Here is a 24,186-nt window from a genome sequence, read left to right as displayed (position 1 = left end):
TCACGGTGTCGCGGCGAGGGCAACGGCTTGCCAGCCGATGGACGCGAAGGAACGGCGGTTACGGCCCAGCCCGGGCGCATCGGCGTAATGGGCGTTGCTGCAGGCCGCATCCAGGTTCGTCACGCATTTCAGCAGGCCGACCTTGGGCACTTTCCGGACGAAAGCGCTGCGGGCCAGGTGGTAGGCCGGGGCCTCACCCCAGAGATTCCGGCGCATCTCCGCCAGCTCCTCTTCCCGGTAAGCCGCCAGCGGTTTCCGCCGCTCGTCGGCGGCCCGTTCGGCCCGCTTGCCCTCCAGCCAGGCGTGATGATGGCCGCTGCTGGCCAGCTGCTCGGCGATGCGGCCGATCTGCTCGCGGAACTGGGAGAAATGGCTGCCGCCCAGGTCGTCCTGCACGATGATGTCATCCACCAGGCCGATCGCCTTGGCCTCGCGGATGCCGAGCGGCAGGCAGCGCTCGGTGAGCTCCACGGCCCTGGCCAAGCCCACCCGCTTCGGCAGGGAATAGGTCCAGTATTCGGAGCCGTAGAGCCCCCCCATGCCCTTGTAATGCGGGTTGAGGACGATGCCGTCGCGGGCGAGCACCCGGTCGGCGGCCAGGGCCATCATCACCCCGCCGGCCCCGGCGCTGCCGTACATGGCGGCGATCACGATCTGGTCGGATGCGGTCAGGATGGCCTCGCAGAGGTCATCCATGGCATTGATGTTGTTCCAGGACTCCTGGGCCGGGTCGGCGGCGGCCTCGATCAGGTTGAGGTGGATGCCGTTGGACCAGAAATCCCGCCCGCCCTGCAGGACGATGACGCGGGTGGGGCGGCGGCGGGCGAACAGTACAGCCTGCTCCAGGCGCCGGCAGTGGTCGGTGCCCATGGCGCCGTTGTAGAAACGGAAATTCACGTAACCGACGCTGTTCTTCTCCTCGTACCAGATGTCGCGGAAAGTCTTGCCCCGGGTGAGGGCATCGATGAAGAGCGGCAGCTCCGGCACCTCCCGCATCGCATCGGGACCCAGCACCATGGCTGCAGGCAGCTTGAACCGCCGCTCCTCCGGACCGTCCTTCGGCCTCAGGTGGGAAATCCACACGGCCCCGTCCACCGCTGCCCGACAGATGGCGCCATGGCGCTGGGCGATGATGTCCCCCGGCTTGCCCACCAGCGCGCTCTCCTCGTGGGCACCGAAGAGATAGACCTCCTGGCCGGCGATCTCGTCCAGCACCCCCGGTGCGCCGTCCCCGGTCCGCACCTTGCGGAGGATGTCCGCCACCCGGTCCGACTCCCAGTCGACGCGGCGCTGGGCCTGCTTCAGCACAGGCCGGAAATGGCCCAGGGGCTCGGCCCGCGAATAGTCCAGGGGCGCCGGCACGAACATCCGGCTCTCGAAGCGCTGCACCGCCACCTCCATGGCCTTCACCGCGCAGCGGGTGATCTCGTCCCGATACAGGCTGCTCTTGCTGCCCTCGCGCATGGCGCAGCGGTAGGTGGCCCAGATGGGGCCGGAATCCATGTGCTCGACCGCCTCCACGACGGTCACGCCCCACGCGGTTTCCCCGTTGTAAATGGCCCAGTCCAGGGAACTGGGACCACGGTCGCCGACGATGCCCGGGTGGACGATCAGGCAGAGCGTTCGGCTCCAGATGTCACGCGGAATGACATGGGCCAGCATGGGGCAGAGGATCAGATCGGGCCTGAACTGCGCGACCACTTCGCGCATCGCTCCCGCGGTCGTCGCCGCGGCGACACCCACCTGATGGCGATCCTTGAAGAGCACGTACGCCTGCTGGGTCAGGCTGTTGAAGCTGCTGGATAGCAATAGTAGTCGCATGGCTGCTCCGGACGGTTGATGGGCTTCAACAGGATCTATTGCCATGGAAAGTACCGTCGGAATGGCGGGAGTCCAACCGTTGCCGCACGACCGGATGATCGGATCACAGAACACCCGCCCTTCTGAAACGCGACCGGTAGACCAGGGGGCTCACCTTGAAGTTCCTCTGAAAACAGCGACGCATCGCTTCTGCGCCACCAAATCCGCACTTCTCCGCGATCATCTCCACCGGCGACAGACTATTTTCAAGCCATGCCCTGGCCTTCTCCAGGCGGCTCTGCTCGACGAACCTGGCGGGGGTCAGCCTCACTTCGCGCTCGAACAGGCGAGCGAAATTGCGGGGGCTCATGTGCATGCGCCGCGCCAGGGCGTCGACGCTCAGGTTGGCCTCGGGATGGGCGTCGATCCATGTCTGCAGCTCCCGGAAATCGCGCCGGGCGCCGGAGCTGTTGTGCAGGGCCACGTTGAACTGGGACTGCCCACCGGGTCGGTTGGGGAAGACCAGCATCCAGCGCCCCACCATGGCGGTCGCCTCCGGCCCGAAATCCTCCTCGATCATGCAGAGGGCGAGGTCCATGCCCGCCGTGACGCCACCCGAGCTGTAGCGGGAGCCGTCACGGATGGCGAGACGATCAGGTTCCACCCGGATGTCCGGGTATTCCTCTGCCAGTTGCTGGCACCAGTGCCAGTGGGTGGTGGCGCGGCAGCCGTTCAGCAGCCCGGCCTCGGCCAGCAGAAAGGCGCCGGTGCAGACCGAGCCGATCCGCCGCACCCGCTGGTCCATGCTCCGGACCCAATCCACCAGGACCGGATTGTTGCGGGCCCGGTCGACCCCGAGGCCGCCCGTCACCAGCAAGGTGTCGATGTCGTCCCCCACATCGGCAAGGTCATGGTCCGCAATGATCTGGAGCCCTGACATGGTCCTGATGGGTCCCGCCCGCTCGGCGATCACCGAAAATCGGTACGCCGTCCAATCGGGATTGCAGGTGAGGTGGAGCCAGGAGTTGACGAAGGAGAACACTTCCAGTGGACCGCACACGTCCAGGATCTGGCAGTCGGGGAAAGCCAGCATGGCAATGTGGCGGGTTCTCGGTGAGGTCGTCGGGGTGATGTCGGTCACGGCCACCTCCTCGGACTGGGATTCCACGCCGATTAGGGCCTGGGCTGATGGTGCGGCGGCCTGCGCCTGTCGGCAATGTCAAAGATCCCACCTTATCTGCCAACGACCAGCCTCGGCGCCGGGATTCGTATCGCACGCTCTTGTCCTGCCTGACCGGCGCGGGCGGTAGCCGCACCTGAGAGAGGCCGTGCGCCGGGCGATCCCTGGGTGTCAGGCCAGTTGTCGCTCTCCTGGATCCAGCAAGGGTAGAAGGACCTGGATAGGGCGGAGTTGGAGCCCGCGTGCGACGACCGTATTCAGCAGCGCGCGTCCGGGATCTACGCCGCGGCGATGCCGGGTTCGCCGGCGACCCCGATCCTGCTGAGGCGGCGCGGGTCCGCGCCCCGCGCCGCCCAGGCGTCTCAGGATCGCGTCAGAGGGTCGTGATCGTCACGTCGTCGAAGCGCACGTCGCTCATCGCCCACGAGAACAGGGCGACCGAACCCCACGCGTACGTCGCCTCGCTCGCCACCGCCAGCACCACCTGATCATTGACCTTGATCCGGTGCGTCGTCCCCTCGCGCTCGACCCGCACCGTCATCCATGCGTTCTGCGGAGGCACGTAGCTCGTGTTGACCGCGAGCTCGGTGAAGACGCCGTTGTCCACCCGGACCAGGCGCGCGACGCTCAAGCTCGCGTCGAACATCACCCGGTAGTAGCTCGAGCCGGTGTCGTTGATGGCGTACATGAGGCCGAAGCCGTCGGGGTCGCCCGCGTAGATCTTCGCCGAGAGCGCTCCCTGCCCGAAGGCCGTGCGGGGCGCGACGAGGTAGGTCCCGCGCATGTCGACAGCTCCGTCGGCCGCGGTCTGGGGGTAATCGAACGCGCTGCCCGTCTCGGTCGCCGCGCCGCCTGCCCCCCGCCAGTTCGACGAGCTGTCGGTGATTCCCTCGTTGATCGCGGTCCAGACGCCCGACGCGACGCCTTGATCGAACGTCTCTCTGAAGGGGATGGTGCCCAGCTTGGCCACGTTGACCGAGCTCAGGTCCACGGTGACGACGGAGCCGGCCGCCTTCCCGCATGAGGTGGTCTTGATCTCCTCCCAGAGGACGTAATCGTGGGAGACCCAGGTGTGCCGCACCGACTGCAGGTTGACGTTCTCCACCGGGTAAAGCGACTGATCCTGGAGGCCCGCCACGTAGATGCCCTCGTATTCGTCCGTGAGCGTGCTCTTGGCGAGGTTGGGCAGGCCGTAGAGGCCGCCCCACGTGTCGTTGTGGAGGTCCTCCCATTTCTTGTAAGGATGCCCGCTCACCGAGGCCAGCTTGTATTGCCAGCCGAAGATCGAACCCGAGGAGAAATCGATCACGTCGAAGTCGTTCAAGGACCGAGAGGCCTGCTGGCTCGCATCCAAGCTGAAGCTCGTGGACGGCCCCTCGGCGCCCACGCCCGCGCCGACCGAGAACCCGTTCGACGTGGTGAACGTCGAGGACTCGTTGGCCGAGTGGGGCCTGTGGGCGTAGGGCGAGAGCCCCCCCGACAGGGGGCGAATCGAGTGCTGGAGGGTCTCCTGGAAGTAGCCGCGGTTGTTCCCCGAGTTCCACTTGAGCCCGCCGGGGTTGTACTGGGTGCCATTGCCCGCGAAGACGACGTATTTGCCCTCCGGCGCGTTGGAGGCGAGGAGCGTCACCGTGAAGTTGCGGTCGATGACGGAGCGCTGGCCGTCGCCGCCGCACTCCCAGGTGATGGAGGGGGACGTCACGTTGTACGAGCGGTAGGTGCCCTCGGGCAGAGGCTCGGTCACGAGCTGGGCGGGCGCGTGGGCCTTGTGGTCCGCGAGCAGGCCCTTGATCTCGGCGAGGAGCTCGCCGCGGGCAGGCAGCGCCGCCTGCGCGACCTCGGACATCGAGGCGATCCGGGGCTTTGCGTCGATGGTGATGGGCTCGGCCTCGGGCGCCGCGTCGAACAGCGCGTCGAGCTCGGCCTCGCTCCTTTCGAGCCTCATTCCGAGCTCGGCCCGCTCGCCCGCGGTCATCCGGGCGTACCTCGCCTTCGCGGAGGCCGGCAAGCGCACCGAGCTGTGCTCCTCGGTCTCCTCGCCGGTGACGTCGCCAAAGACGCGCACGTCGAAGTGCTGGCCGCCCGGGCTGGGCGCCGCGTAGACGACTTGCGCGGACATCCCGATGCCCAGCGCCAGCGCGACCTTCTCGGCGTCGCGCGCGTTCTCGAGGATCACAGGCACCCCCGCGAGGCGCGCTGCCCGGAGCAGGGACGCGTAGGAGCGGATGTCGTCGGCGCTCGCGGCCTCGGCGTCGATGAGCACGGCGGACGCCTCTGCAAGGCGGCTCGCGGGGCTCGGATCCGCGATGAGGTCCGCCCGGAACCTCGAAGGGGCGCCGTCCATGAGCTCCGCGAGCAGAGGGGCCTTTTCGCGTTGAATGGACGTGAGGGCGACGACAGGGCCCGTCGTGACATCGGCGGGCTTCGCGGCCGGGTCGCTGGGCTCCTCGGCGCCCGGCTCGTGGTCCATGAAAGGATCCGCCTGGGTCTCCGGGGCAATGCCCCCGCAGCCCGCGGCGGTCAAGAGGGTGAGGGCCAGGGGAGAGAGGCGAGCCAGAAAGGTGAATTGTCGCATGGGGGTCCTCCCAGAACATTCGTTGCAGGGTGAGGTCGGACGCGCGGGCGGTGGGGGCGCCGATGCCCCTCGCTCCACGCGCCTCAAACCCTTTTCCGTAAACGGAGAGGAAGACCCGACACGGGCTCGGTCGATTTCTGGATCGACCGAGCCCGGGCTCTCCGAGCCCCGCGGCGCGCCACGGAGGCTCGATCGCGATGGCATCCTGGGGATGACCTCCCGGACGCCGGCGTCCTGGTGGTGCCAGTTACAGGCTGTACACCCACCAGACGCGCATCACGCCGTCCCAGGGGTCGAGCGTGGTGAGGACGCGATACCGCCCGACGCGCAATCTCATGACACCGGTATGGTCAGCGGGGACGCGGCGGACGTCGCCCTCGCCGGTCGTGGCGAAGCGCTGCACGGCCGCGTCGATGCGTTCACCGTCACGCCAGTGGATCCGCTGAAGCGAGATGATGCCCGACGGCATCCACTCGACCTGCCAGCTCATCGACGCAGGCGCGCGCGCATCAGCTCGTCGAACTCCGCCCCAGCGCCTTCGGCTTCTGCCCGCCGCCGGAGCTCAGCCGTGACCACCTCGTGCGGGATCCCCTGGCCGTCCGCCCCAGCCTCCATCGCCGCGCGCTCCTCCTCCGTCAGCGGCTCGTCATCGATCGGCGCGCGCAGAACGGCCTGCCACACCGGGTCGTTCTCGGGGATGACCGGCTGCCGAGCAGGCGCGGCGCTGTCTCGTCGGGGGCTCATGCCTGAGATGCTACTACGGGCCCCTCGTCAGATCGACGGCGCAGGATGTGGACATTGTAGACCTCTGACGGCAACGCCCGGCGTCAGCGGAGCCGATCCCGCTCCCAGCGCTCCTGCTCGGCGATGGACGCGTCGGCCGCGCGGACGCCCATGTCCCATGACGAAGCGCTCCGCGTCCGCTGTGTCGTCGAGGTCCAGGCCGGCGCGGAGGGCATCACATCTCGGACGGCAGTTCGCGCGCGGCCTCCGCTCATCGCCGCCCAGGACGACCAGCTCCGCGCCCGGCGCCGGTCGCCAGCAGCTTCCGAGCCTCCCGCGCCGAAGTCGCAGTCGGGGCGCCCCCGGGGCACCGCCAGGCCGCCGCGACGGCTGAGGCGGGGCGGGCGGTCGACGCGGGGCCGTCGGCCCCGCCGGGGGCGACGGACGCGGGCCCCTGGGACGCGACCCGACCACGGCGGCGGTCACTGCTGCTCGCGAAAGAACTCGATGCTTTGCCTCATCGCCTCCGGGACGGAGGTGAAATGATCCCCTGCGACCGGCACCACCTTGACGTCGAGCCCGCTGCGCTGCGCCAGAAGGGCGAGCCGCTGGCTCGCGGGGCCGAAGAAGCGCTCCCCGCCGGACAGCCCGTGGTACAGCCGCACCGGGCACCGAAAGCTCGTCGCATAGGCAACCGGCGAGCGGATCTGGAACTCCCGTATGTCGTACGGGCTGAAAGGGATGAGCCTGGTTTGACCCGAGGACCAGTCGATCTGGTTGGGCGACCCGGAGAACGACGCGGCGGCGCGAAACCGGTCCGATCCCATCGCTGCGAGGAGGGTGAGTGTCCCTCCCACGCTATGGCCTGCGACATGGAGGCGATCGGGTTGCACATAGGGCAGCTTGGCCAGGGCGTCGGCGGCGGCGAGCACGTCGTCGACCTCGTGGAAGAACATCGAGAACCCGCCGGGGAGGCCGTTCTCTCCTCGGAGCATGGGCATGAGGACGACGAAGCCCGCGTCGCGGTAGGGCGCTGCCATCTCCCAGTCCTCGAGGGCGAAGGCGAACCCACCATGCAGGAACAGGACCGCGGGCAGGCGGCGTCCGTCGGCCGGGGGCTCACTGACCCATGCCTTCAGCTTGAGGCCGCCGGAGAGATACGATATCTCGCGCGCGCCCGGGGGCGGCGGGACGTTCTGGTACCTCTGAGGTGCCGGATCCGTGGAGATGAGCTTGGTCTTGAACTTCGCGCGCGCCTCTGCATAAGGCTCGTCCTGCAGCTCGAGCCCTGGGGAGACCGGGGGCAGCGGTGCGGGCTCCGGCGCCGGCTCGGCGGCCTCCGCCGCGATCGGCGCGGCCGGCGCCGGCTCGATGCCAGCTGGCGCGGTGGGCCCGCGAGCTCCTGAGGCAGCGCGCGGCACCTCCTGGCAGGCGAGCGCCGTGAGCGCCGTGAGCGGCGCGAGCGCGATGATGGGTCGAAGCCGAGGGCGCGTGATGAGGGGCATGTCCAAGCCATGATCTATATCAACCCTGGTAGTTCGTGAAAGCCCCTCGGATGAGGCGCCATGTGGACGCACCTGTGCCCACACGCGCGGCGCCGTCCCGGGCGAAGGCCTCGTGATGCCGAGTCGAAGACGAAAGAGGGAAAGTGAAAGTCGTCCCTTCCCGGTTTGAGCGAGGATAGCGCGTAGGTAAAAGGAGCCGGATCGCTGCGCGAAGAAGTGTGGCGCGGCGAACCGAAGTGGCGGGACCGCGCGCGTCGCGACACCTCGTTCATGGAACCACGAGGATAGCGTAACGGGAAGGAGCCAGGCGGACGAGCGGAGCGGGCTTTCATCAAAGCCTTTCCTTGTCATCCAGATGCTGGCGAGTCTGAACATCGGAGAGGGCTGGCCCCGAGGTGCGAGGCTTGCCCTCCGGTATCCGTCCTGTACGAGGACGGGCTGCATCCGCACCGGCCGAATGGCGTGGAGCGCTGGAGACGCCATTGCGTCGTCCCAGACCGAACGCATCGACGATGCGCCCGTCCCCGCCGGCCCTGGCCGGCCAGCGCGATCAAATTGCCGAGGAGGGAAGGAGAATCCAATCCTGTTTGTGGTAGGTTCATGCATTGCGCGCCTGCCCGATCGACGATGCAGCTCCGCTCGCATCCTTCGGCGGAGCCGTCCTCGATCGTCGCGTGGACACGCAGGTGAACATTCTCGTTGATGGGGGCCCGATGATACGCATGAAGCTTCTTGGATTGTTGATGGCCGGCCTCTCGCTCTCGCTCGTGGCATGCAGCGATGGCGAGGGGAGCCATGGCGGCAAAGCCGACGACAACACTGGCGGCGGGACCGATACCGGCGGCGGAAGCGACACAGGCGGCGGAAGCGACACCGGTGGCGGGACCGGCACCGGTGGCGGGACCGGCACCGGCGGCGGGACCGGCACCGGCGGCGGGACCGGCACAGGCGGCGAGACCGACACAGGCGGCGGGACCGGCACCGGCGGCGGGACCGACACTGGGGGCGGGACCGACACAGGCGGCGGGACCGACACCGGCGGCGGGACCGACACCGGCGCCGGAAGCGACACCGGCGGCGGGGATGCTCTCGACGGCGAGCAGCTCGGCGAGCTGACGGCCGCAGAGGCCCAGCAGGTGTGCGACGACGTCACCGGGGCACTCGAGCTCTCGAAGGAGGACCTGTGCGACCTCACCGGGGTGCTCGCCAACGTCGTGGATGGAACGGACTGCGAGACCGCCAGGGCGGATTGCATCCGCGCTCCGGAGGCGCCCGAGCAGGCCGGCTCGTGCGAGACGGCCGGCTTCGTGGGGTGCACCGCCACGGTCGCGGAGCTCAAGGCCTGCATGATCGCCACGGGCGACGCCTTCGAGGCGATCACGTGTGCGTCGTCCATCGATGACTTCTCGCCGCAACCCGCGGCGTGCGCGGCCGTCCAACTGAAATGCCCGGGGCTCCTCGCAGGCGCCTGAGCGCTCGTGAGCTCGCCCCTGCGGGGACGGCGGTCCTCACGCCGCACGTGCCGACTGCGAGCGGACGCCTCCATTGAAGAGGCAGGCGATGGGGAGGGCTCCGTCTCGGCACTGCGTTCCATGGAAGCCAGTGCGGGGTGGCGTGAAGGTACGAAGCGATCGTAGCTGATCGGCGTTGTAAGGGCAGGCCTTGGCGCAGGGTCTACGGAAACTCGCGCACCTTGACCGCGCGTGTCGTGCCCGGGTAGGCGTCGTTGTAGTGCTCCACCCCATAAAGCAGGATCTCGCCGTCGGGATCCACATAGATCCCGGCCCCTGCATCGAAGGCGCAGTAGCGCTTGTTGCCCGTAGCCGCGCTGCTGCAGGACATGTGTCGGCTAGCCACCTCCGTGAAGCCAGGCACGAAGGTCGCGCTGAGGTCCACACGCCACAGGTCGACCCAGTCCTCGTCAAACCATTTGTTCCTGTGCGTGCCAGCGACGAAGAGCTGCCCGTCGCACTGGGTCACGAGCTGCAGGCCCTGGTATTCCGCGCCGCCAAAGGGCGTTGAGACGCTCGCCTGAGATATCCAGGTGGAGCTCGAGCTGCCGAAATAGGGCATTGCCGCCTCCGAGGACACGAACACCTCGACGTCGTCCGAGTTGTGGCCAAAGACGAGCGCGAGGTAGCGGCCAGAGGAGAGCAGCGTGAGGCTCACCGCTCCCGCATTGACCGTCTGACCTCGCGTTCGCAAGACCAGCGGGCTCCACTGGGGGTTCAAGGGATTCGACAGCCTGGCGATGCGAAAGCCCGCCGTCGCCTGATCGTCGTTCTTTTCGAAAGGCACGATCACGTACTCGCCGTTCACCTCGAGGCCGCCCGAGTGATCGTACGGCATCCCTGAGTCGTCGGACTGGTAGTGCACGATCGCGTCGCTGCAGGACGGGAGCCGGGAGGGAGAGGCATTCCGACCCAGCAGCCAGACCGTCAGCGCGCCGTCATTCCGCCGTCGACGCGGTAGTTCCCGCCGGTCAGCCACCTCCCGCGATCCGACGCGAGGAGCGCGACGACCTCCACGACGTCGTCGGTGGTGCCGAGGCGTCCGAGCGGCACCTGCTGGACAAACGCGTCGGCCGGAATGCCCATCCCGTCGGTGAACGTCTTCCGCAGCTCGTCGGCGCTCGGTGTCGCCACCGGCCCCGGCGTCACGACGTTCACGCGGACGCCGCTCGACGCGAGCTCCACGGCGAGCGTGCGCGAGTAGGTGTCGAGCGCCGCCTTCGCGGCGCAGTAATGCGCGAACGGGCCGTACGGAATCGTCGCTGCCGTCGACGAGATGTTCACGACCGCGGCGGCCTTCGAGGCGCGGAGCGCCGGCAGGACCGCGTTCGTGAGGCGAACCGCGGCGAGGAGGTTGAGCGCGAGGGTGTCTTGCCACTCCTCGTCGGGGATCGTCGGGGAGCCTCCCAGAAAACCGCGCGACCCGCCCGCGTTGTTCACGAGGATGTCGAGGCCGCCGAGGGCCGCGAGCGCCTCTGCGGCGATCGCCTTCACCCCTTCGCCCGTGCGGACGTCGCCTGAGATGAACGTCGCCGCCGCGGGGGTGACGTCGCTGCGCGAGCGCGCGGCGACCACGACCTTGGCGCCGGCATCGAGGAGGCGCCGCGCGATCGCCGCGCCGATGCCGCGCGAGCCTCCGGTGACGAGGGCACGGCGACCGATGAACTCGTTCGAGAGATCGAGCTTGCTGGACATGATGTTCCTTTCGTCGAGAACGACGCGTCCTTCATATGGCTCGCGATCCGCACGAACCATGCGAAGTCGTCTGGGAAACTTTCGAGATCGTCCGCACGGCTTGGACACCGCGGCCCGCGCCCATTACGCTGTCGAGCGATGGATGCCTTGAGCGCGGTGCTTGCCCCGGTTCGACTGCGGCGGACACGCTGGGTCTCCACCGTCGGGCGCGCGCCTTGGGGCGTCGCCCTGCCGGCGGTCAAGAGCTGCATCCGGTTCCACTACGTGGTGCGCGGCAGCGCCTGGCTCAGCGTCGACAAGACGGACGAGCCGCGCGTCGCGCTCTCCGGCGGCGATCTCGCGGTACTTCCGCTCGGCCACGCCCATGCGCTGCGCGACCATCCGCGGAGTTCCCCCCGGAGCTTCGCCGAGCTCGTGCGATGCGCCCCCGACCCGACCCATGACGTCATCCACATCGACCTCGGCACGAAAGGCCCGGAGACGACCTTCATCACGGGCGGCTTCGTACTCGACGATCCGCTCGCGACACCGATCCTCGCGACCCTGCCACCGCTCATCCGGATGACTCCCGACACGGAGCAGGCGGTGCCGTCGTTCCTCGAGAACATCCAGTTCATCACGCGTGAGATCGAGACGAACCGGCCCGGGTCCGAGATCGTCCTCCTCCGGATGGCGGACGTCATGTTCATCCAGATCCTCCGCGCGTACCTCGCGCGTTTGCCCGAGGACGGCGGCGGCTTCCTCGGCGCGCTCCGCGATCCGAGCACCGCCGCGGCGCTCGGCGCGATGCACCGGCGCGCCGAGGAGCCGTGGACGGTGGCCTCGCTCGCGAAGGAAGTGGGCCTCTCGCGCTCGGTCTTCGCGGCGCGCTTCACCGCGCTCGTCGGCGAGCCGCCGCTCGGCTACCTCACGCGGCTCCGCATGCAGAAGGCTGCGGTTCTCCTCCGCGAGGGCGCGCCGCTCGCGAAGGTCTCGCGCCTCACCGGCTACTCGTCCGAGGCCTCGTTCAGTCACGCGTTCCGGCAGTGGGCCGGCATGGCCCCCGGCGCGTGGCGGCGGCGCCTCGAGCCAAGCGATCCGAGCGCGGCTTCGGACGGAGGGCGTCGAGCCCTCCGTGCTTGAAGGCGCAGTACCAGCGCTCGAGCGCGTAAGTGAAGGAAGCCCTTTTGCTGGGCAAGTGAAAGAAGCCCTATCGCTGGGCGGAGCGGTGTGCGCGCGTAAGGGGTTGTATGCCAGCCAGCGCGTGAGCATGGCTTGCGAATGAAGAGTCGCGGCTGGTTGAACGCTCGAAGCGCGCCCCCTTGACCTGGCGTGCGCCGCCGCGTAACCATCGCCTTCGGTGGCTCCAGCGTGGAGCGTGGGTTCTCCAGGAGAAGATGGTCATGCAGGTGTATTACTTGATCCCGCTCGTGTTCATGGCGGCCGCTTTCGCGTACTCGATGTACGTCCGCAAGAAGGCCATGGCCGAGGCCGCCAACATGAGCCCGGAGGAGATCGAGCAAAAATTCAGCGACTTCTACGCCCAGTATTACGAGCTCCAGCCCGACGAGCGCATCATCGGCAACTGGAGCGGAGTCGAGTACCAGGCGCCCGCCGGCACGGCCCGCCGCATCGCCGGCGGAGTCCTCAACGCCGCATCTGCCGCCGTGATCGGCGTCTCCACCTACGTTCCCAACGTTCACGTCGGCCTCACCAACCGCGGCCGCGTCCTCGTCTCTCGCGAGTACAGCGACTTCGGCAAACGCGGCAACTACAAGCACCTCGCCGCCCTCGATCAGGGCACCCGCGCCTTCAACCAAGACGCGGCGTATCCCGGCCAGGACATCGGCCCCCGCCCCGGCAACCCCTTCAACCCTCTCGTGAGCCTCGAGTTCATCCAGCTCCGTTCGCCGAGCGGCGACACCTACGAAGCGTGGCTGTCCCCGCAGGGCAGCCGCCACGGCCAGCACGGATTCAGCTCGATCCTGCAGTCGCTCGGTTGAGCGCGGCGAGCGGGGCGACGCCGACCAAACCGCTCATCCCTGCCAGTTTGCAGCCTCATGGGGCCACCCCCCCTCGGCGGATTGGTCTGCGCGTCCTTGGCCAAGCGCTGAGAGCGCCTCGCGCTCGAGTGCGCGCGTGCCGTCTTCGCCGAGGGAAGCGCGCAGCTCCGCCAGGGGGACGTCCTTTTCGCTCTCACCACGCGCAGGCCGGTTGTCGCAGTCGCCCGTGTCGAGGCACCCGGGAACGAGCGCTGCGATCAGGGCGACGAGGGAAAAGCGGGCGTGATTGGACATGGTTCACCTCAAGGAAGCTCGCAGGTCGCGGCCATGACGTCCGGATGGTCGAGGCAAGTGCCCTTGGCGCATTGCGTCTCCCTGTGGCGATCGCCGTAGTTGCAGCTGACGATCTTGTCGTGCGGAGAGGAAACCGCAGAACCTTCGCCCGTGTCAAGCCCCGCGGGGACGGCGCCTGGTGAGCCACCCGCAGAGCGCCAGACGGCACAGCTGGCTGCCTGCCGGAATGGCGGGTCGGCATACTCGCGCTGGAGGCGACCCGGAGCTGCAGCGTCAGCCCCCCCGGAGGCGTCAGCCCGAAGGCGAGCGGGGGAGAGTCGGGCTGCCCGAGAGCTCGCGCGCGATCCGGCGCGTCGTCTCACGAACGAAGGCGCTCGCGTCCTCTTGACCGACGGCGAGCCACTCCCGGCTTTCGTGTCGGGCGAGCGACTCGATGGCGACTGCCCGCGACACCTCCGTTCCGGAGCGCGCGGCGGCCGCGACCAGCGGCAAGCACCTGCCGCCGAGCACCGCCCCGAGCTTCAACAGCAGCTCCGATCCGTCGCTGTTGAGGCGCGCCTTGATGCGTTCGGCGCCGGCGTCGAACTGATATTGACGAGGCCTCGCGCCCCAAGCGGCCGTGTTCTGTAGGATATTGACGGAGATGCTGAAGGCCTCGGGAGGGAGCTGAATGTGGACGTCAGCGCTGCGACGGAACATCATCACCTTGCCCGGCGACAGCACCGTATCCTCGAGGAAGCGGAGCTCGACCGGCTCTTCGGGCAGACCGATGATCGCATCATGGTCGTACTCGTAGACGCGTGTCCGATAGCCTGGACCCAAGTAGCCCACGGTGAAGAAGCTGAAGTCGTGGTCGTGGGCGAACTCGTAGGCAAAGAGCTCCTCACCGACGCGGCCGCGCGCCGGCTCCCAGACCACCGCGCGCAAGGAGTAGTACGTAGAACGATGCAGCATGAATGCTTGAGAGCTGTACTGGTTCGACGCCCCGAACGACTCGTTCGCGTGCATCACCGCTCGTACGTGCTCGGCGAGGAACGACCGGTTGTTGCTGAGGCGGCGGAGCATCGCCGCGGTGGCGTCCAGGTCGACGGCGAACACGCCGGGTCCCTTTTCGTCGAGGTGCGCGATGAGGGCGGCGAGATCGATCGCCTCATTCGTGTCGATGTTCCACGTGATCGCCATCGCGATTACTCCATGCGCCCAGCGCGGGTCAGGTTTTCGAGAGTGCGCAGCGCGGCGCTCCGCACGTGCGGATGCGGATCGTCCGTCGTGGCTCGGAGCACCGGGAGCGCTTCGACCAGATCCACCTCGATGAGGTGCTTGAGCGCGGTCCAGCGGACGAAATGCGACGGCGAGCGCACAGCCAGCCATCGCAGATCGGGCGCCGCGCCGGCGCCGCACAGCCGGCGCAGGATCGCCGCACAGAACTGCTGCCGCGTCGCGTGCACATCGGACGACGAAACGTTGCAGGCGAGCATCGTCGTCCTGTCGAAATGCCATACCAACGGGTCCTGGGCGCGCAGCGCGAACTCCACGAGCACGACGCCGGTCGTTACCTCGCGCACGTCGAGCACGTCCTGCGTCGGTCGCTGCTCGAAGTAGCTTCCCGAGGCAAAGACGCGCGCGCCGCGCCGCTCGAGCCGCGCGGACCGGTCGAGGACATCCTTTCGCTCCAGTCGACGGACCTCGTAGAGGTCGATCAGCATTGCCCCCCCGAGCACGCCGACCAGGAGGTGCGTCGGCGTCGACATCAGATAGGGAAACTCGGGCTGTCCGGAGCTCTCGATCGCCGCTTGCGCGGGGAGATACCGGAAACCCATGTTGATCCAGTCATCCTTGTACAGGATGATCTGCGAACCGCTGGCGATGGTCCCCGGGTCGAAGTTCTCCGCTTCACCCGCCAGGGCGCGGGTCAGCCACCTCGCCACGAGCTGTTCGAGCTCATCCGACGCGAGCAGGCGCTCGAAAGGATGCCGGTAGTCGTCGATGTTGTGAGAGCGGATGGATTTCAGCTTGCCTAGGTGCATGGCCCACCGGACGTGCGCGGCTTCTATTCGCCGCGCGGCCGAGGCGCGAGGCGAAGGTTAGGTTGGCGTTCGTGCCTCGGCCCGTGGCGGGAATTTCTCAGCTATGCGCGTAGAGCCAAGCGAGGGCAAAGATGAGCCCGCAGGGCGGACCGCCCACGTGCGTCCCCTGGACGGGCAACCCCACCTCTTCCTCGAGGTCCTCGACGAGGAGCGCGATATCATCCCTAGCAGGCGTGTCGTTGTCGATCATGTTCACCTCCATCATGTGATCCTCGCGGTTCTGTATTGCAGCGCCCGTGCCAGGCGCGCAGCGCCGGTGCCGGGCGGCGGACCTCGCAGATCGCCGGCGCTGCCGTCCTCCTCGCGGCGGCGCTTTCCGCGCGGCGCGCGCCTGCCCCTGTAGGCGCGCGCCCACAGGTGTAGGCGCGCGCCTACGCCTCGCGCGCCGCCAGGCCGTGCCGGCGGAGCAGCTCGTGGAGGTGGGTCCGGTCCCTTCGCACCACGCGCATCAGCAGAAGAACTGGGTTAGTTATCTAGGCACCTGCCATTCATTGTTCAATCTCACGGAGGGTCCTGGGTTGTCGTCTCGAGCCGCCGGCCACGTGGTCGATCCGCTCTTCAAGAGCCCTTGAGATCGGGTCCTTGGGGTCCTGCCTGCGGGCATCCGCGATCACCCCACGCGCTCGCTGGACCTGCCCGTCGAGAAGCAGCGCCAGCGCGAGATTGGCCCGAAGGCCCGCGTCCTGCGGCGCGAGCTTGGGAGCTTCCGGGCGGAGCTCGGGGACGACTCGCGGGTGCCGAACATGAGCGGGAACTTCATGGATCGCTCCATATCACGGTGCGCCCCCGGGCGTCACTCGACGGATCCACCGCGCCCTGTGCATGGACGGGCAGAGCGTGGAGGAGGCCCAGTGTCGCAGTCGACACGAGCGCCGTTCGCGTGATGCGCGTCGATCGAGTCATTGGATGTTCCCTCGTTGCCTTGAAGGACCTATGCGCGCAGGTAAAAGAAGCCGGATGATGGCCGGATTTCCATCCGGCTGGATAATGGCTATCCCGACGTCCGGCGCCATGCCCGGACGCCGCCGTCCACACGGCTGTAGGGCTTCTCGGTACAAGGCCTGTCGTGCGTTGACATGGCCCATCATCGAATGAATTGTTGCGGCGCGCGGCCGAGCTGTAGGACGATGGTTCCGTGAATACGCTCGGCTCACGTCTCCACGGGTTCGCGCTGTTCTCCCTGATGCTCGCCCTCGCTGCCGGGTGCGGCAGCTCGTCCGACGACGGCGATGCCCCGGCGAGCGGCCAGGGCGACGACGAGCCGCCCCGGATGGTCGGGATGACGGCGGCCCACAACGCGGCGCGCGCCGCGGTCGACCCGCCCGCCGAGCAGCCGCTGCCCCCGCTCTCGTGGTCGTCCGAGCTCGCCGCGGTGGCTCAGGCCCATGCCGATAAGTGTGTGTTCCGCCACAGCGCGAACGGCTACGGAGAGAACCTCTTCGCGACGTCGAGCGGCGCCTCACCCACCCCCGAGGATGTCGTCGGCTCGTGGATCAACGAGGCGGTCAGCTACGACCTCGCGAGCAATGCCTGCAGCGCCGCCACGTGCGGCCATTACACCCAGGTGGTCTGGGCCGACTCCCTGCGGCTCGGCTGCGGGATCGCCAGCTGTGCGGACGGCTCACCGTTCGAAGGGGTCAGCGCCTGGCAGTTCTGGGTGTGCACTTACGATCCTCCCGGCAACTTCGTCGGCCAGCGCCCCTACTGAGCCGAGCGCGCAGCGCGCCCTGAGCCGCCCGGCTCGCGCCCGCGCGTAGGTAAAAGCAGCCGGAACGCTGCGTGAAGAAGTGTGGCGCGGCGAACCGAAGTGGCGGGACCGCGAGCGTCGCGCCGCTCTTGGCCGCGCCGAGCGCGCCTCGGCGCATGGCGCGCTGTTCGTACAACCGCTCCACGCTCTCGACGAAGAGGCGCGTCAGCGCGCCGAAGAGCGCGCCATCCTGGGCTAGCTTGCGCCGTCACGGGAGTCCGCGATTTCCATCGGTGAGACAGCCGGCGGGGTGGCGATGCGCTGACGTGGATGCTTTACCCGGTCGCGCGGCGTCACGTACGCTCGGAAGCGGTGCGCGATCGATGACTCGCGCGGCGGGCGGGCGCGACGATCGACGGGCCACGAGGCACAATCATGGCAGAACAGGGCGCGTACACGTTCACCGCGAAGCTGCACGAGGGCGCGGGCGTGGTGATCCATCGGGCCGTCCGCGCCCGCGACGGCGCCCGCGTGGTCGTCAAGATCGGCAAGAGCGGGCCGCTCGCGCCGGCGATCCACGGCGCGCTTCGGCGGGAGTTCGCGGTGCTGCGATCGCTCGACCTGCCGGGCGTGATCAAGGCGCACGCGCTCGAGACGATCGGCGACGAGCTCGCGCTGGTGCTCGAGGACTGCGGCGGTCGCTCGCTCGACGTGCTGTTCCACGCCGGCGCCCTCGACCTCGCGGCGGTGCTGGCGATCGGCGTCGAGGTGGCGGGCACGCTCGACCTGCTGCACCGCTATCCGCTGCTGCACCGCGACGTCAAGCCGCACAACATCGTCTACAACCCGGCGACCGGGCAGGTGAAGCTGATCGACTTCAGCCTGGCGATCGCCGGCGGCGAGGACGAGGCGTCGCGCGTCGATGCGGGCGCGGGGATGGCAGGCACCCTGGCGTACATGTCGCCCGAGCAGACCGGGCGGATGAACCGGCCGGTCGACGCGCGCTCGGACCTGTACTCGCTCGGCGTGACGCTCTACGAGCTCGTGACCGGGGTGCTGCCGTTCGAGGCCGGCGACGCGATGGCGCTGGTCCACAGCCAGCTCGCGCGCGTGCCGGTCGCCCCGGCGGTGCTGATGCCGAAGGTGCCGCCGGTGCTGTCGGACATCATCATGAAGCTGCTCGCCAAGGCGGCCGAGGATCGCTACCAGAGCGCGGCCGGGCTGCGGGCCGACCTGCAGCGCTGCGCGGCCGCGTGGGGGGCGACGGGGACGATCGAGCCGTTCGCGCTCGGCAGCGCCGACCGGCCGTCGACCCCGCGGATCCCGCCGCGCCTGTACGGACGGCAGCAGGAGATCGACGTCCTGCTCGCGACCTCCGCCGGCGTCGCCGACGGCGCGCGCGCGCTGCTGCTCGTGCGCGGGCCCGGCGGCACCGGCAAGTCGGCGCTGGTCCAGACGCTGGCGGCGCCGGTCGCCCGCGGCGGCGGGTTCTTCGTCGCCGCCAAGTGCGATCAATACGACCGCGGCGCGCCGTACGCCCCGATCGCCACGGCGCTGCGCGAGCTGTGCCGCGCCCTGCTGACGGCCGCGCCCGAGGTCCTCGAGGCGTGGCGGCGCGCCCTCGCGTCCGCCCTCGGCAGCAGCGGCAAGCTCCTCACCGATCTGATCCCCGAGCTCGAGCTCATCGTCGGCCCGCAGCCCGAGGTCCCGCGGCTCGGCCCGGCCGAGTCGCAGAACCGCTTCAACCTGATCTTCACCGCCCTGCTGCGGGTCTTCGCCGCCGCCGACCACCCGCTCGTGCTCGTGTTCGACGATCTGCAGTGGGTCGACCCGGCGTCGCTGCGCCTCTTGCAAGAGATGCTGCTCGACGCCGAATGCAGGTACCTGCTGGTGCTCGGCACCTACCGCGACGACGACGTCGGCCCCGGGCACCCGCTGCCGGCCGCGCTCGCCGAGCTGCGCGCGGCGGGGGTCGAGGTCGGCGACGTGCCGCTCGGTCCGCTGGCGCTCGTCGACGTCGAGGAGCTGCTGGCGGACACGCTGGTGATGGAGCGGTCGCAGGTCGCCGCGCTGGCGCGGATCGTCGGCCAGAAGACCCACTGCAACCCGTTCTTCATCGGCCAGTTTCTGCTGCTGCTCGTCGAGGACGGCCTCCTGCGCTGGGACCCCGCCGCGTGCCGGTGGGTGTGGGACGACGCGCAGGTGCAGGCGCGCGACGTCACCGACAACGTCGTCGCCCTCGTCACCAGCAAGATCCGCCGCCTGACCCCCGCGGCCCAGCGGCTGCTGCAGCGGGCCGCGTGCGTCGGCCATCGCTTCTCGTGGCGCGTGCTCGCGGCCGTCGGCAGCGAAGACGGCGACGACGCGACCGCGGCGCTCGGCGAGCTGGTCCGCGAGGGCCTGGTCGTGCCGCTCGCCGGCGGCGAGGGCGACGATCTCCACCGCTTCCTCCACGACCGCGTGCAGCAGGCCGCCGGCGCGCTGCTGGCGAGCGAGGCGCGGGAGGAGACGCACCTGCGCGTCGGCCGGCTGCTGCGCGACGCGTACCCGGCGGGCGTGCCCGACGAGGCGCTGTTCGAGGTCGTCGGCCACCTCGACGTGGCGCTGGCGCGGATCGACGGCGACGAGCGGCTCGATCTGGCGCGACTCAACCTCCGCGCGGGCCGGCGGGCGCGCGCGGCGACGGCCTACCACGCGGCGCGGCAGTACTTCCAGGCCGGCTGCGAGTGCCTCGGCGCCGACCCGTGGGCGCGCTGGTTCGATCTGGCGTTCGCGCTGCGCGTCGAGCTGGCCGAGTGCGCGTACCTGTGCGGGGCGTTCGCCGAGGCCGACGCGCTGTTCGAGGAGGCGCTCGCGCGGGCGCGCTCGCGCGAGGAGCGGGCGCAGGTCTACGACCTCCGCGTCCTCCTCCACGCGGCGATGGGCGACTTCGCGGCGGTGGTCGCGGCCGGGCGCGCGGCGCTGGCGTTGTACGGCTTCGGCCTGCCCGATGAGGGCCCGGCGCTGCAGGAGGCCGTCGCGGCCGCGTTCGCGGCAGCCCACGAGCACCTCGGCGAGCGGCGGATCGGCGCCTTGCTCGACGCCCCGCCGGCGCGCGACCCGGACGTCGAGGTCGTGATGCGGCTCCTGGCGTCGATGTCGGGGCCGGTGTTCGTCGGCAGGCCGGCGCTGTTCCCCCTGATCGTGCTGCACATGGTCAACCTGTCGCTGCGCCACGGCAACGCCGACGGGTCGGACTACAGCTACGCCGTGTACAGCATCCTGCTCGCCGGCGTCTCCGGCGAGCTCGGCAAGGCCTACGAGTTCGGCGAGCTCGGGGTCAAGCTCAACGAGCGCACCGGCAACCTGCGCACGCGCTGCATGGTGCACTTCTTGTTCGGCACGTCGGTCGTGTTCTACCGCCAGCCGTATTCGGCCGGCGAGGAGTACCGCGATTCGGCGCGGCGCGTCGCGCTCGAGGTCGGCAACTTCGCCTACGTGTCGTTCTACTGCCTGCAATCGGCCGCGCTGGCGCTGATCGCCGACGCCGACATCCGCGGCGCCGAGGCCCGCATCGACGACGTCACGGCGCTCCTGCGGAAGACCCGCGACGTCGCGTCGACGGCGGTGGTCGCGTTCATGCGCCGCGTGGTCGTCAACTTGACGGGCGAGTCGGCGACGAGCGCCCTCGACGGTGACGGCTTCGATGAGGGCGCGTTCGTCGCCCACATGCCGCCCGGGGGGCTCGTGCCGTGGCTCTACGCGGTCAGCAAGCTGCGCCTCGCCTACCTGTACGGCGAGTACGAGCGCGGGCTCGAGCTCGCCGTCCGCGCCCGCGAGCTGCACGAGGGCGGCGCCGGGGCCGGGCACATGTACTCGCCCGAGCAGTACGCCTATTCGGGCCTGGTCGCCGCGGCCCGCTGGGACGAGGCCAGCGAGGCGGAGCGCGAGGCGCTGGCGCAACGGCTCGAGCGCGAGCGCGCGGCCCTGCGGCCGTGGTCGACGAGCAACCCGTCGCAGTTCGTGGCGCTCCAGCACCTGCTCGACGCCGAGGCGGCGCGCCTGGCCGGCCGCGACGCCGAGGCGATCGCGGGCTACGAGCAGGCGATCGCCGAGGCGCAGGCGCGCGGGTTCGTGCTCCACGCGGCGCTGGCGAGCGAGTGCGCGGCGCGGCTGCACCTGCGCCGCAACCGCCGCGCGCTGGCCGGCGCCTACCTGCAGGACGCCCACGTCGGCTTCGCCCGCTGGGGCGCGGCCGCCAAGGCGAGCCAGCTGCTGCTCACCCGCGCCGACCTGCTCGCCCCGCCCGCGCCCGCCCGCGCCGGGCACAGCACGAGCCGCTCGACGACCACCACCCGCAGGCTCGGCGGCGGCTCGCTCGACCTCGAGGGCCTGATGCACGCCGCCCAGGCGGTCGCCGGCGAGCTGGTGCTCGACCGGCTGCTCGACCGCCTGATGCGGATCGTCATGCTCCGCGCCGGCGCCCAGCGCGGCTTCCTGCTCGTGCCGCAGGGCGAGGACCTGTCGATCGCCGCCGAGATGCGCACCGCGCCCGACGAGGTCCGCGTCGGCCTCGACCAGCCGATGCGCGACGCCGCCGCCCTGGCGACCTCGGTGGTCCGCTTCGTCGCCCGCAGCCGCGAGGGCGTGCTGCTCGGCGACGCCGGCGCCGAGCCCCGCTTCGCCCGCGACCCCTACGTCGCCAGCCAGCGCCCGCGCTCGGTGCTGTGCCTGCCGCTGCTCCACCAGGGCCGGCTGTCGGGGATCCTCTACGTCGAGAACAACGCGACCCGCGATGCCTTCGCGCCCGAGCGCGTCGAGCTGCTGCAGCTGCTGTCGGCGCAGGCGGCGGTGGCGATCGAGAACGCCCGGCTGTACGCCAGCGTGCAGCAGGCCCGCGAGCAGCTCGAGCAGCAGGTCGAGGCGCGCACACACGAGCTGCAGACCGCGCTCGAGCAGCTCCAGGCGGTCAACGCCGACCTGGTGCGCCAGGGCGAGGCGCTGCGCGAGGCCCACGCGCAGACGCGCCGCGAGGTCGGCGAGCGCGAGCGGGCCGAGCGCGAGCGGTCGGCGGCGCAGGCGGAGATCTTGCGCGTCCAGGAGGAGCGCCTGGCGGACATGGCGGCGCCGCTGCTGCCGATCACGGAGAGCATCGTGGTGATGCCGCTGATCGGGGTGCTCGACGACGCCCGCGCGTCGCAGGTGCTGGCGACGGCCCTCGAGGGCTCGGTCCGCACGCGCGCGCGGGTGGTGATCCTCGACATCACCGGCGTGCGCCAGCTCGATGCCGCCCCGGCGGCGATCCTCGTCCGGGCCGCGAGCGCGCTGCGCCTGGTCGGCGCCCAGGCGATCCTCACCGGGGTGCGGCCCGCGGCGGCCCAGCTGCTCGTCCGCGACGCCGCCGGGCTCGACGGCCTGCTGACGCTCGGCACGCTGCAGAGCGGCATGGCCTACGCGCTCGCCCATACCCGCGGCCGCGGCTGAGGCGCTGGCGCCAGGGGCCGTTCGCCGCCGGACGCACGGCCTGTCGTCCCGAGAAGATCCCGACTAGTCAGGGAACCGAAGCGTCTCGGCGGCAATGCCCTCCTCCCCTGTGACCTCGTCGCCGGACCAGATATCCCAGCTCACGCCGCCCTTGCCCGGCAGTCCGAGCTCATAGGAGACGCCCTCCAGCGTGAGCTGATCCTCGTCGAGGTAGGCGATGCCGATCGAGTCGCCGCCACGCCCGGGGCCGCCGTAGCCGCCGGGACCCCCGTCGCCCCCATTGGCACCCTGACAGGACCACAGGCCGCCCCCCAAGGCGCCTCCCGGAGCGCCGCGACCGCCTCGGCCGCCTTCCTCGGGGGGCCCGCCGTCGCCGCCCTGCCCGGCCTCGGATGTCTCGATCTCGCTATCGCGCACGGCCAGCTTGGCGTGAAGCGCGATGATGCCGATCGACGGATAGCCGTTCTCGCCACCTCGGCCGCCTCGACCGCCGCAGCCGCCGGCGCCGCCGGAGCCGCCGCCGGCTCCTCCCTTCGACCCCGCACCGCACACGGCGAGCCCTCCCCGATGGCCGCCACCCCCGCCGCCGCCCTGGCCTGGCATCCCCCTGCCTCCGTCGCCGGCTTTGTCGGATTCCCACCCTGCCTCGGTGATGCGCCCCATGCCCTTGCCGGAAGCACCGATGACACCTTGCGCGCCGCTGCGCCCGACAGATCCCTCGTCGCAATCGACGCCTGTCACCTCCCCGTCTCCCCCCCGCCCGGACGTCGGGCTGTACGCAACGAACGGCAGCCCGTCCCCGCCGTCGCCAGCGCCGTCGGGAAGCCCGTCCCCTCCCTTCCCGCCGACGCTCGGAATCCCTCCTTCGCACGGGTTCACCGCCGCAGCGCCACCAGGGACGACGGCGGCCGAGCACGCGTCGCCCCCGTACTGCCCATCGGGCCCCTCCGCTGCCTCGTTCGGATAGGGCCATTTCTCGGCATCGCGGCCCCCCCATGCGAACGAGGCGCGAACTTGGCTCCGGATGAGCTCGACGGCCGTGCCGGACTGGACGAGCATCGTGATCGAGCCGTGCGAGACGAGCCGCATGTCGACGATCGTCGATACGCCGTCCGCGGCTCCCGTGTCGCCGGGGCTCGCGGGCACGACGGTCAGGATGGGCTCGAACGTGTCGACGATCTGAAGTGTCGGGCGCCCGCCAGGCTCGTGCTCAAAGCTCAAGCAGTGGTATCCGCCGACGAGATCGACGCCGGATGGCAGCGCCAGGGCGCCGTAGAACCCGTCGTTGCACGCGAAGACTCGCCCTCGTCCGGTGCGCGCGAGCTCGACGCCGCGCTGCAGCGTACGCACCGGCTTGCCCCTCGTTGTGCCGGGGTTCGCGTCGTCCCCGTTCCCGAACATGCCCGCGACGAACACCCCGCAGCCATCCTCCAGCACGTTGGCGGCGAGGCGCTCGAGACAGACCGACTCCGGCGGCGCGTCGCCTGGACACGACGACGCGCCGTCGCACGCCGCTCCGCCAGCGTCGCTTGGGCCTGGCGCGGTGCCGCAGCCGGCCGCGACGAGCAGCACCGCGGGGAACAAGGTGATCGCTGCTGTGATTCGCATGGTTCTCCCTCGAGGTGACGCGGCGTGCTCCGGGCTCTTCAGCGGGGCGGCTCAGGGTCGGGCGCACCGAACTGAA

The 24,186-nt window shown here is 70.0% G+C and carries 17 protein-coding genes; 5 read left to right on the top strand and 12 right to left on the bottom strand.

Annotated elements, in window-relative coordinates; translation table 11 throughout:
- From WME95_RS34685 to WME95_RS34660, 6 genes are all read right to left on the bottom strand, one after another.
- Positions 1-1,821, bottom strand: a complete 1,821-nt coding sequence (locus WME95_RS34685; protein ID WP_437903637.1) for an enoyl-CoA hydratase-related protein — start codon at positions 1,819-1,821, stop codon at positions 1-3.
- Positions 1,822-1,924: 103 nt separating this feature from the next.
- Positions 1,925-2,941, bottom strand: a complete 1,017-nt coding sequence (locus tag WME95_RS34680) for a GlxA family transcriptional regulator (RefSeq protein WP_437903636.1) — start codon at positions 2,939-2,941, stop codon at positions 1,925-1,927.
- A gap of 412 nt (positions 2,942-3,353) precedes the next feature.
- Positions 3,354-5,555, bottom strand: coding sequence for a hypothetical protein (locus WME95_RS34675; protein ID WP_437903635.1), 2,202 nt, complete (start codon positions 5,553-5,555; stop codon positions 3,354-3,356).
- Between the two features lie 247 nt (positions 5,556-5,802).
- Positions 5,803-6,045, bottom strand: a complete 243-nt coding sequence (locus tag WME95_RS34670; protein WP_437903634.1) for a type II toxin-antitoxin system RelE family toxin — start codon at positions 6,043-6,045, stop codon at positions 5,803-5,805.
- Positions 6,042-6,299 (bottom strand): hypothetical protein, encoded by a 258-nt coding sequence (locus WME95_RS34665; RefSeq protein WP_437903633.1) that lies wholly within the window; start codon positions 6,297-6,299, stop codon positions 6,042-6,044. Before WME95_RS34665 ends, WME95_RS34670 begins: the two co-directional genes overlap by 4 nt.
- 461 nt (positions 6,300-6,760) lie before the next feature.
- Positions 6,761-7,783, bottom strand: a complete 1,023-nt coding sequence (locus tag WME95_RS34660; RefSeq protein WP_437903632.1) for an alpha/beta hydrolase family protein — start codon at positions 7,781-7,783, stop codon at positions 6,761-6,763.
- 722 nt (positions 7,784-8,505) lie between these two features.
- Here WME95_RS34660 and WME95_RS34655 point away from each other — a divergent pair.
- Positions 8,506-9,255, top strand: a complete 750-nt coding sequence (locus WME95_RS34655; protein WP_437903631.1) for a hypothetical protein — start codon at positions 8,506-8,508, stop codon at positions 9,253-9,255.
- A 202-nt stretch (positions 9,256-9,457) separates the two neighbouring features.
- Here the strand turns inward: WME95_RS34655 and WME95_RS34650 are convergent, their stop codons facing one another.
- Together WME95_RS34650 and WME95_RS34645 are read right to left on the bottom strand one after the other, a co-directional pair.
- Complete coding sequence (locus tag WME95_RS34650) at positions 9,458-10,132, bottom strand: hypothetical protein (protein ID WP_437903630.1); 675 nt, start codon at positions 10,130-10,132, stop codon at positions 9,458-9,460.
- Positions 10,133-10,221: 89 nt separating this feature from the next.
- The gene (locus WME95_RS34645; protein ID WP_437903629.1) at positions 10,222-10,989 is read right to left on the bottom strand and encodes an SDR family oxidoreductase; all 768 of its coding nucleotides are present in this window, start codon (positions 10,987-10,989) and stop codon (positions 10,222-10,224) included.
- 138 nt (positions 10,990-11,127) lie between these two features.
- Here WME95_RS34645 and WME95_RS34640 point away from each other — a divergent pair, with 138 nt between their 5' ends.
- The gene (locus WME95_RS34640; protein ID WP_437903628.1) at positions 11,128-12,111 is read left to right on the top strand and encodes an AraC family transcriptional regulator; all 984 of its coding nucleotides are present in this window, start codon (positions 11,128-11,130) and stop codon (positions 12,109-12,111) included.
- A gap of 260 nt (positions 12,112-12,371) precedes the next feature.
- Positions 12,372-12,971: a hypothetical protein gene (locus WME95_RS34635; RefSeq protein ID WP_437903627.1), complete on the top strand. Its 600-nt coding sequence runs from the start codon at positions 12,372-12,374 to the stop codon at positions 12,969-12,971.
- A gap of 585 nt (positions 12,972-13,556) precedes the next feature.
- On the opposite strand, the gene WME95_RS34630 is transcribed toward WME95_RS34635, so the two are convergent.
- The 3 genes from WME95_RS34630 to WME95_RS34620 form a co-directional block, all read right to left on the bottom strand.
- On the bottom strand, positions 13,557-14,447 hold the full coding sequence (locus WME95_RS34630) for a transposase (RefSeq protein ID WP_437903626.1): 891 nt from the start codon (positions 14,445-14,447) through the stop codon (positions 13,557-13,559).
- A 5-nt stretch (positions 14,448-14,452) separates the two neighbouring features.
- Complete coding sequence (locus tag WME95_RS34625; RefSeq protein ID WP_437903625.1) at positions 14,453-15,292, bottom strand: HEAT repeat domain-containing protein; 840 nt, start codon at positions 15,290-15,292, stop codon at positions 14,453-14,455.
- 97 nt (positions 15,293-15,389) lie between these two features.
- Positions 15,390-15,557: a hypothetical protein gene (locus WME95_RS34620; protein ID WP_437903624.1), complete on the bottom strand. Its 168-nt coding sequence runs from the start codon at positions 15,555-15,557 to the stop codon at positions 15,390-15,392.
- Positions 15,558-16,487: 930 nt separating this feature from the next.
- On the opposite strand from WME95_RS34620, the gene WME95_RS34615 reads away from it, so the two are divergent.
- Together WME95_RS34615 and WME95_RS34610 are read left to right on the top strand one after the other, a co-directional pair.
- Complete coding sequence (locus WME95_RS34615) at positions 16,488-17,060, top strand: CAP domain-containing protein (protein WP_437903623.1); 573 nt, start codon at positions 16,488-16,490, stop codon at positions 17,058-17,060.
- Positions 17,061-17,474: 414 nt separating this feature from the next.
- The gene (locus WME95_RS34610) at positions 17,475-22,502 is read left to right on the top strand and encodes an AAA family ATPase (RefSeq protein WP_437903622.1); all 5,028 of its coding nucleotides are present in this window, start codon (positions 17,475-17,477) and stop codon (positions 22,500-22,502) included.
- 63 nt (positions 22,503-22,565) lie between these two features.
- Here WME95_RS34610 and WME95_RS34605 read toward each other — a convergent pair whose 3' ends face one another.
- Positions 22,566-24,110: a hypothetical protein gene (locus tag WME95_RS34605; protein ID WP_437903621.1), complete on the bottom strand. Its 1,545-nt coding sequence runs from the start codon at positions 24,108-24,110 to the stop codon at positions 22,566-22,568.
- Between the last annotated feature and the right edge of the window lie 76 nt (positions 24,111-24,186).

This window comes from Sorangium sp. So ce327, assembly GCF_051530205.1.
GTDB lineage: Bacteria > Myxococcota_A > Polyangia > Polyangiales > Polyangiaceae > Sorangium > Sorangium cellulosum_B.
This window is presented reverse-complemented; position numbering and strand designations above follow the sequence as displayed.

Coding starts and splice junctions, on each gene's coding strand:
- WME95_RS34685 (WP_437903637.1), bottom strand. CDS start 1,821: ATGCGACTACTATTGCTATCCAGCAGCTTCAACAGCCTGACCCAGCAG.
- WME95_RS34675 (WP_437903635.1), bottom strand. CDS start 5,555: ATGCGACAATTCACCTTTCTGGCTCGCCTCTCTCCCCTGGCCCTCACC.
- WME95_RS34670 (WP_437903634.1), bottom strand. CDS start 6,045: ATGAGCTGGCAGGTCGAGTGGATGCCGTCGGGCATCATCTCGCTTCAG.
- WME95_RS34665 (WP_437903633.1), bottom strand. CDS start 6,299: ATGAGCCCCCGACGAGACAGCGCCGCGCCTGCTCGGCAGCCGGTCATC.
- WME95_RS34660 (WP_437903632.1), bottom strand. CDS start 7,783: ATGCCCCTCATCACGCGCCCTCGGCTTCGACCCATCATCGCGCTCGCG.
- WME95_RS34655 (WP_437903631.1), top strand. CDS start 8,506: ATGAAGCTTCTTGGATTGTTGATGGCCGGCCTCTCGCTCTCGCTCGTG.
- WME95_RS34650 (WP_437903630.1), bottom strand. CDS start 10,132: ATGCCGTACGATCACTCGGGCGGCCTCGAGGTGAACGGCGAGTACGTG.
- WME95_RS34645 (WP_437903629.1), bottom strand. CDS start 10,989: ATGTCCAGCAAGCTCGATCTCTCGAACGAGTTCATCGGTCGCCGTGCC.
- WME95_RS34640 (WP_437903628.1), top strand. CDS start 11,128: ATGGATGCCTTGAGCGCGGTGCTTGCCCCGGTTCGACTGCGGCGGACA.
- WME95_RS34635 (WP_437903627.1), top strand. CDS start 12,372: ATGCAGGTGTATTACTTGATCCCGCTCGTGTTCATGGCGGCCGCTTTC.
- WME95_RS34630 (WP_437903626.1), bottom strand. CDS start 14,447: ATGGCGATCACGTGGAACATCGACACGAATGAGGCGATCGATCTCGCC.
- WME95_RS34625 (WP_437903625.1), bottom strand. CDS start 15,292: ATGCACCTAGGCAAGCTGAAATCCATCCGCTCTCACAACATCGACGAC.
- WME95_RS34620 (WP_437903624.1), bottom strand. CDS start 15,557: ATGATGGAGGTGAACATGATCGACAACGACACGCCTGCTAGGGATGAT.
- WME95_RS34610 (WP_437903622.1), top strand. CDS start 17,475: ATGGCAGAACAGGGCGCGTACACGTTCACCGCGAAGCTGCACGAGGGC.
- WME95_RS34605 (WP_437903621.1), bottom strand. CDS start 24,110: ATGCGAATCACAGCAGCGATCACCTTGTTCCCCGCGGTGCTGCTCGTC.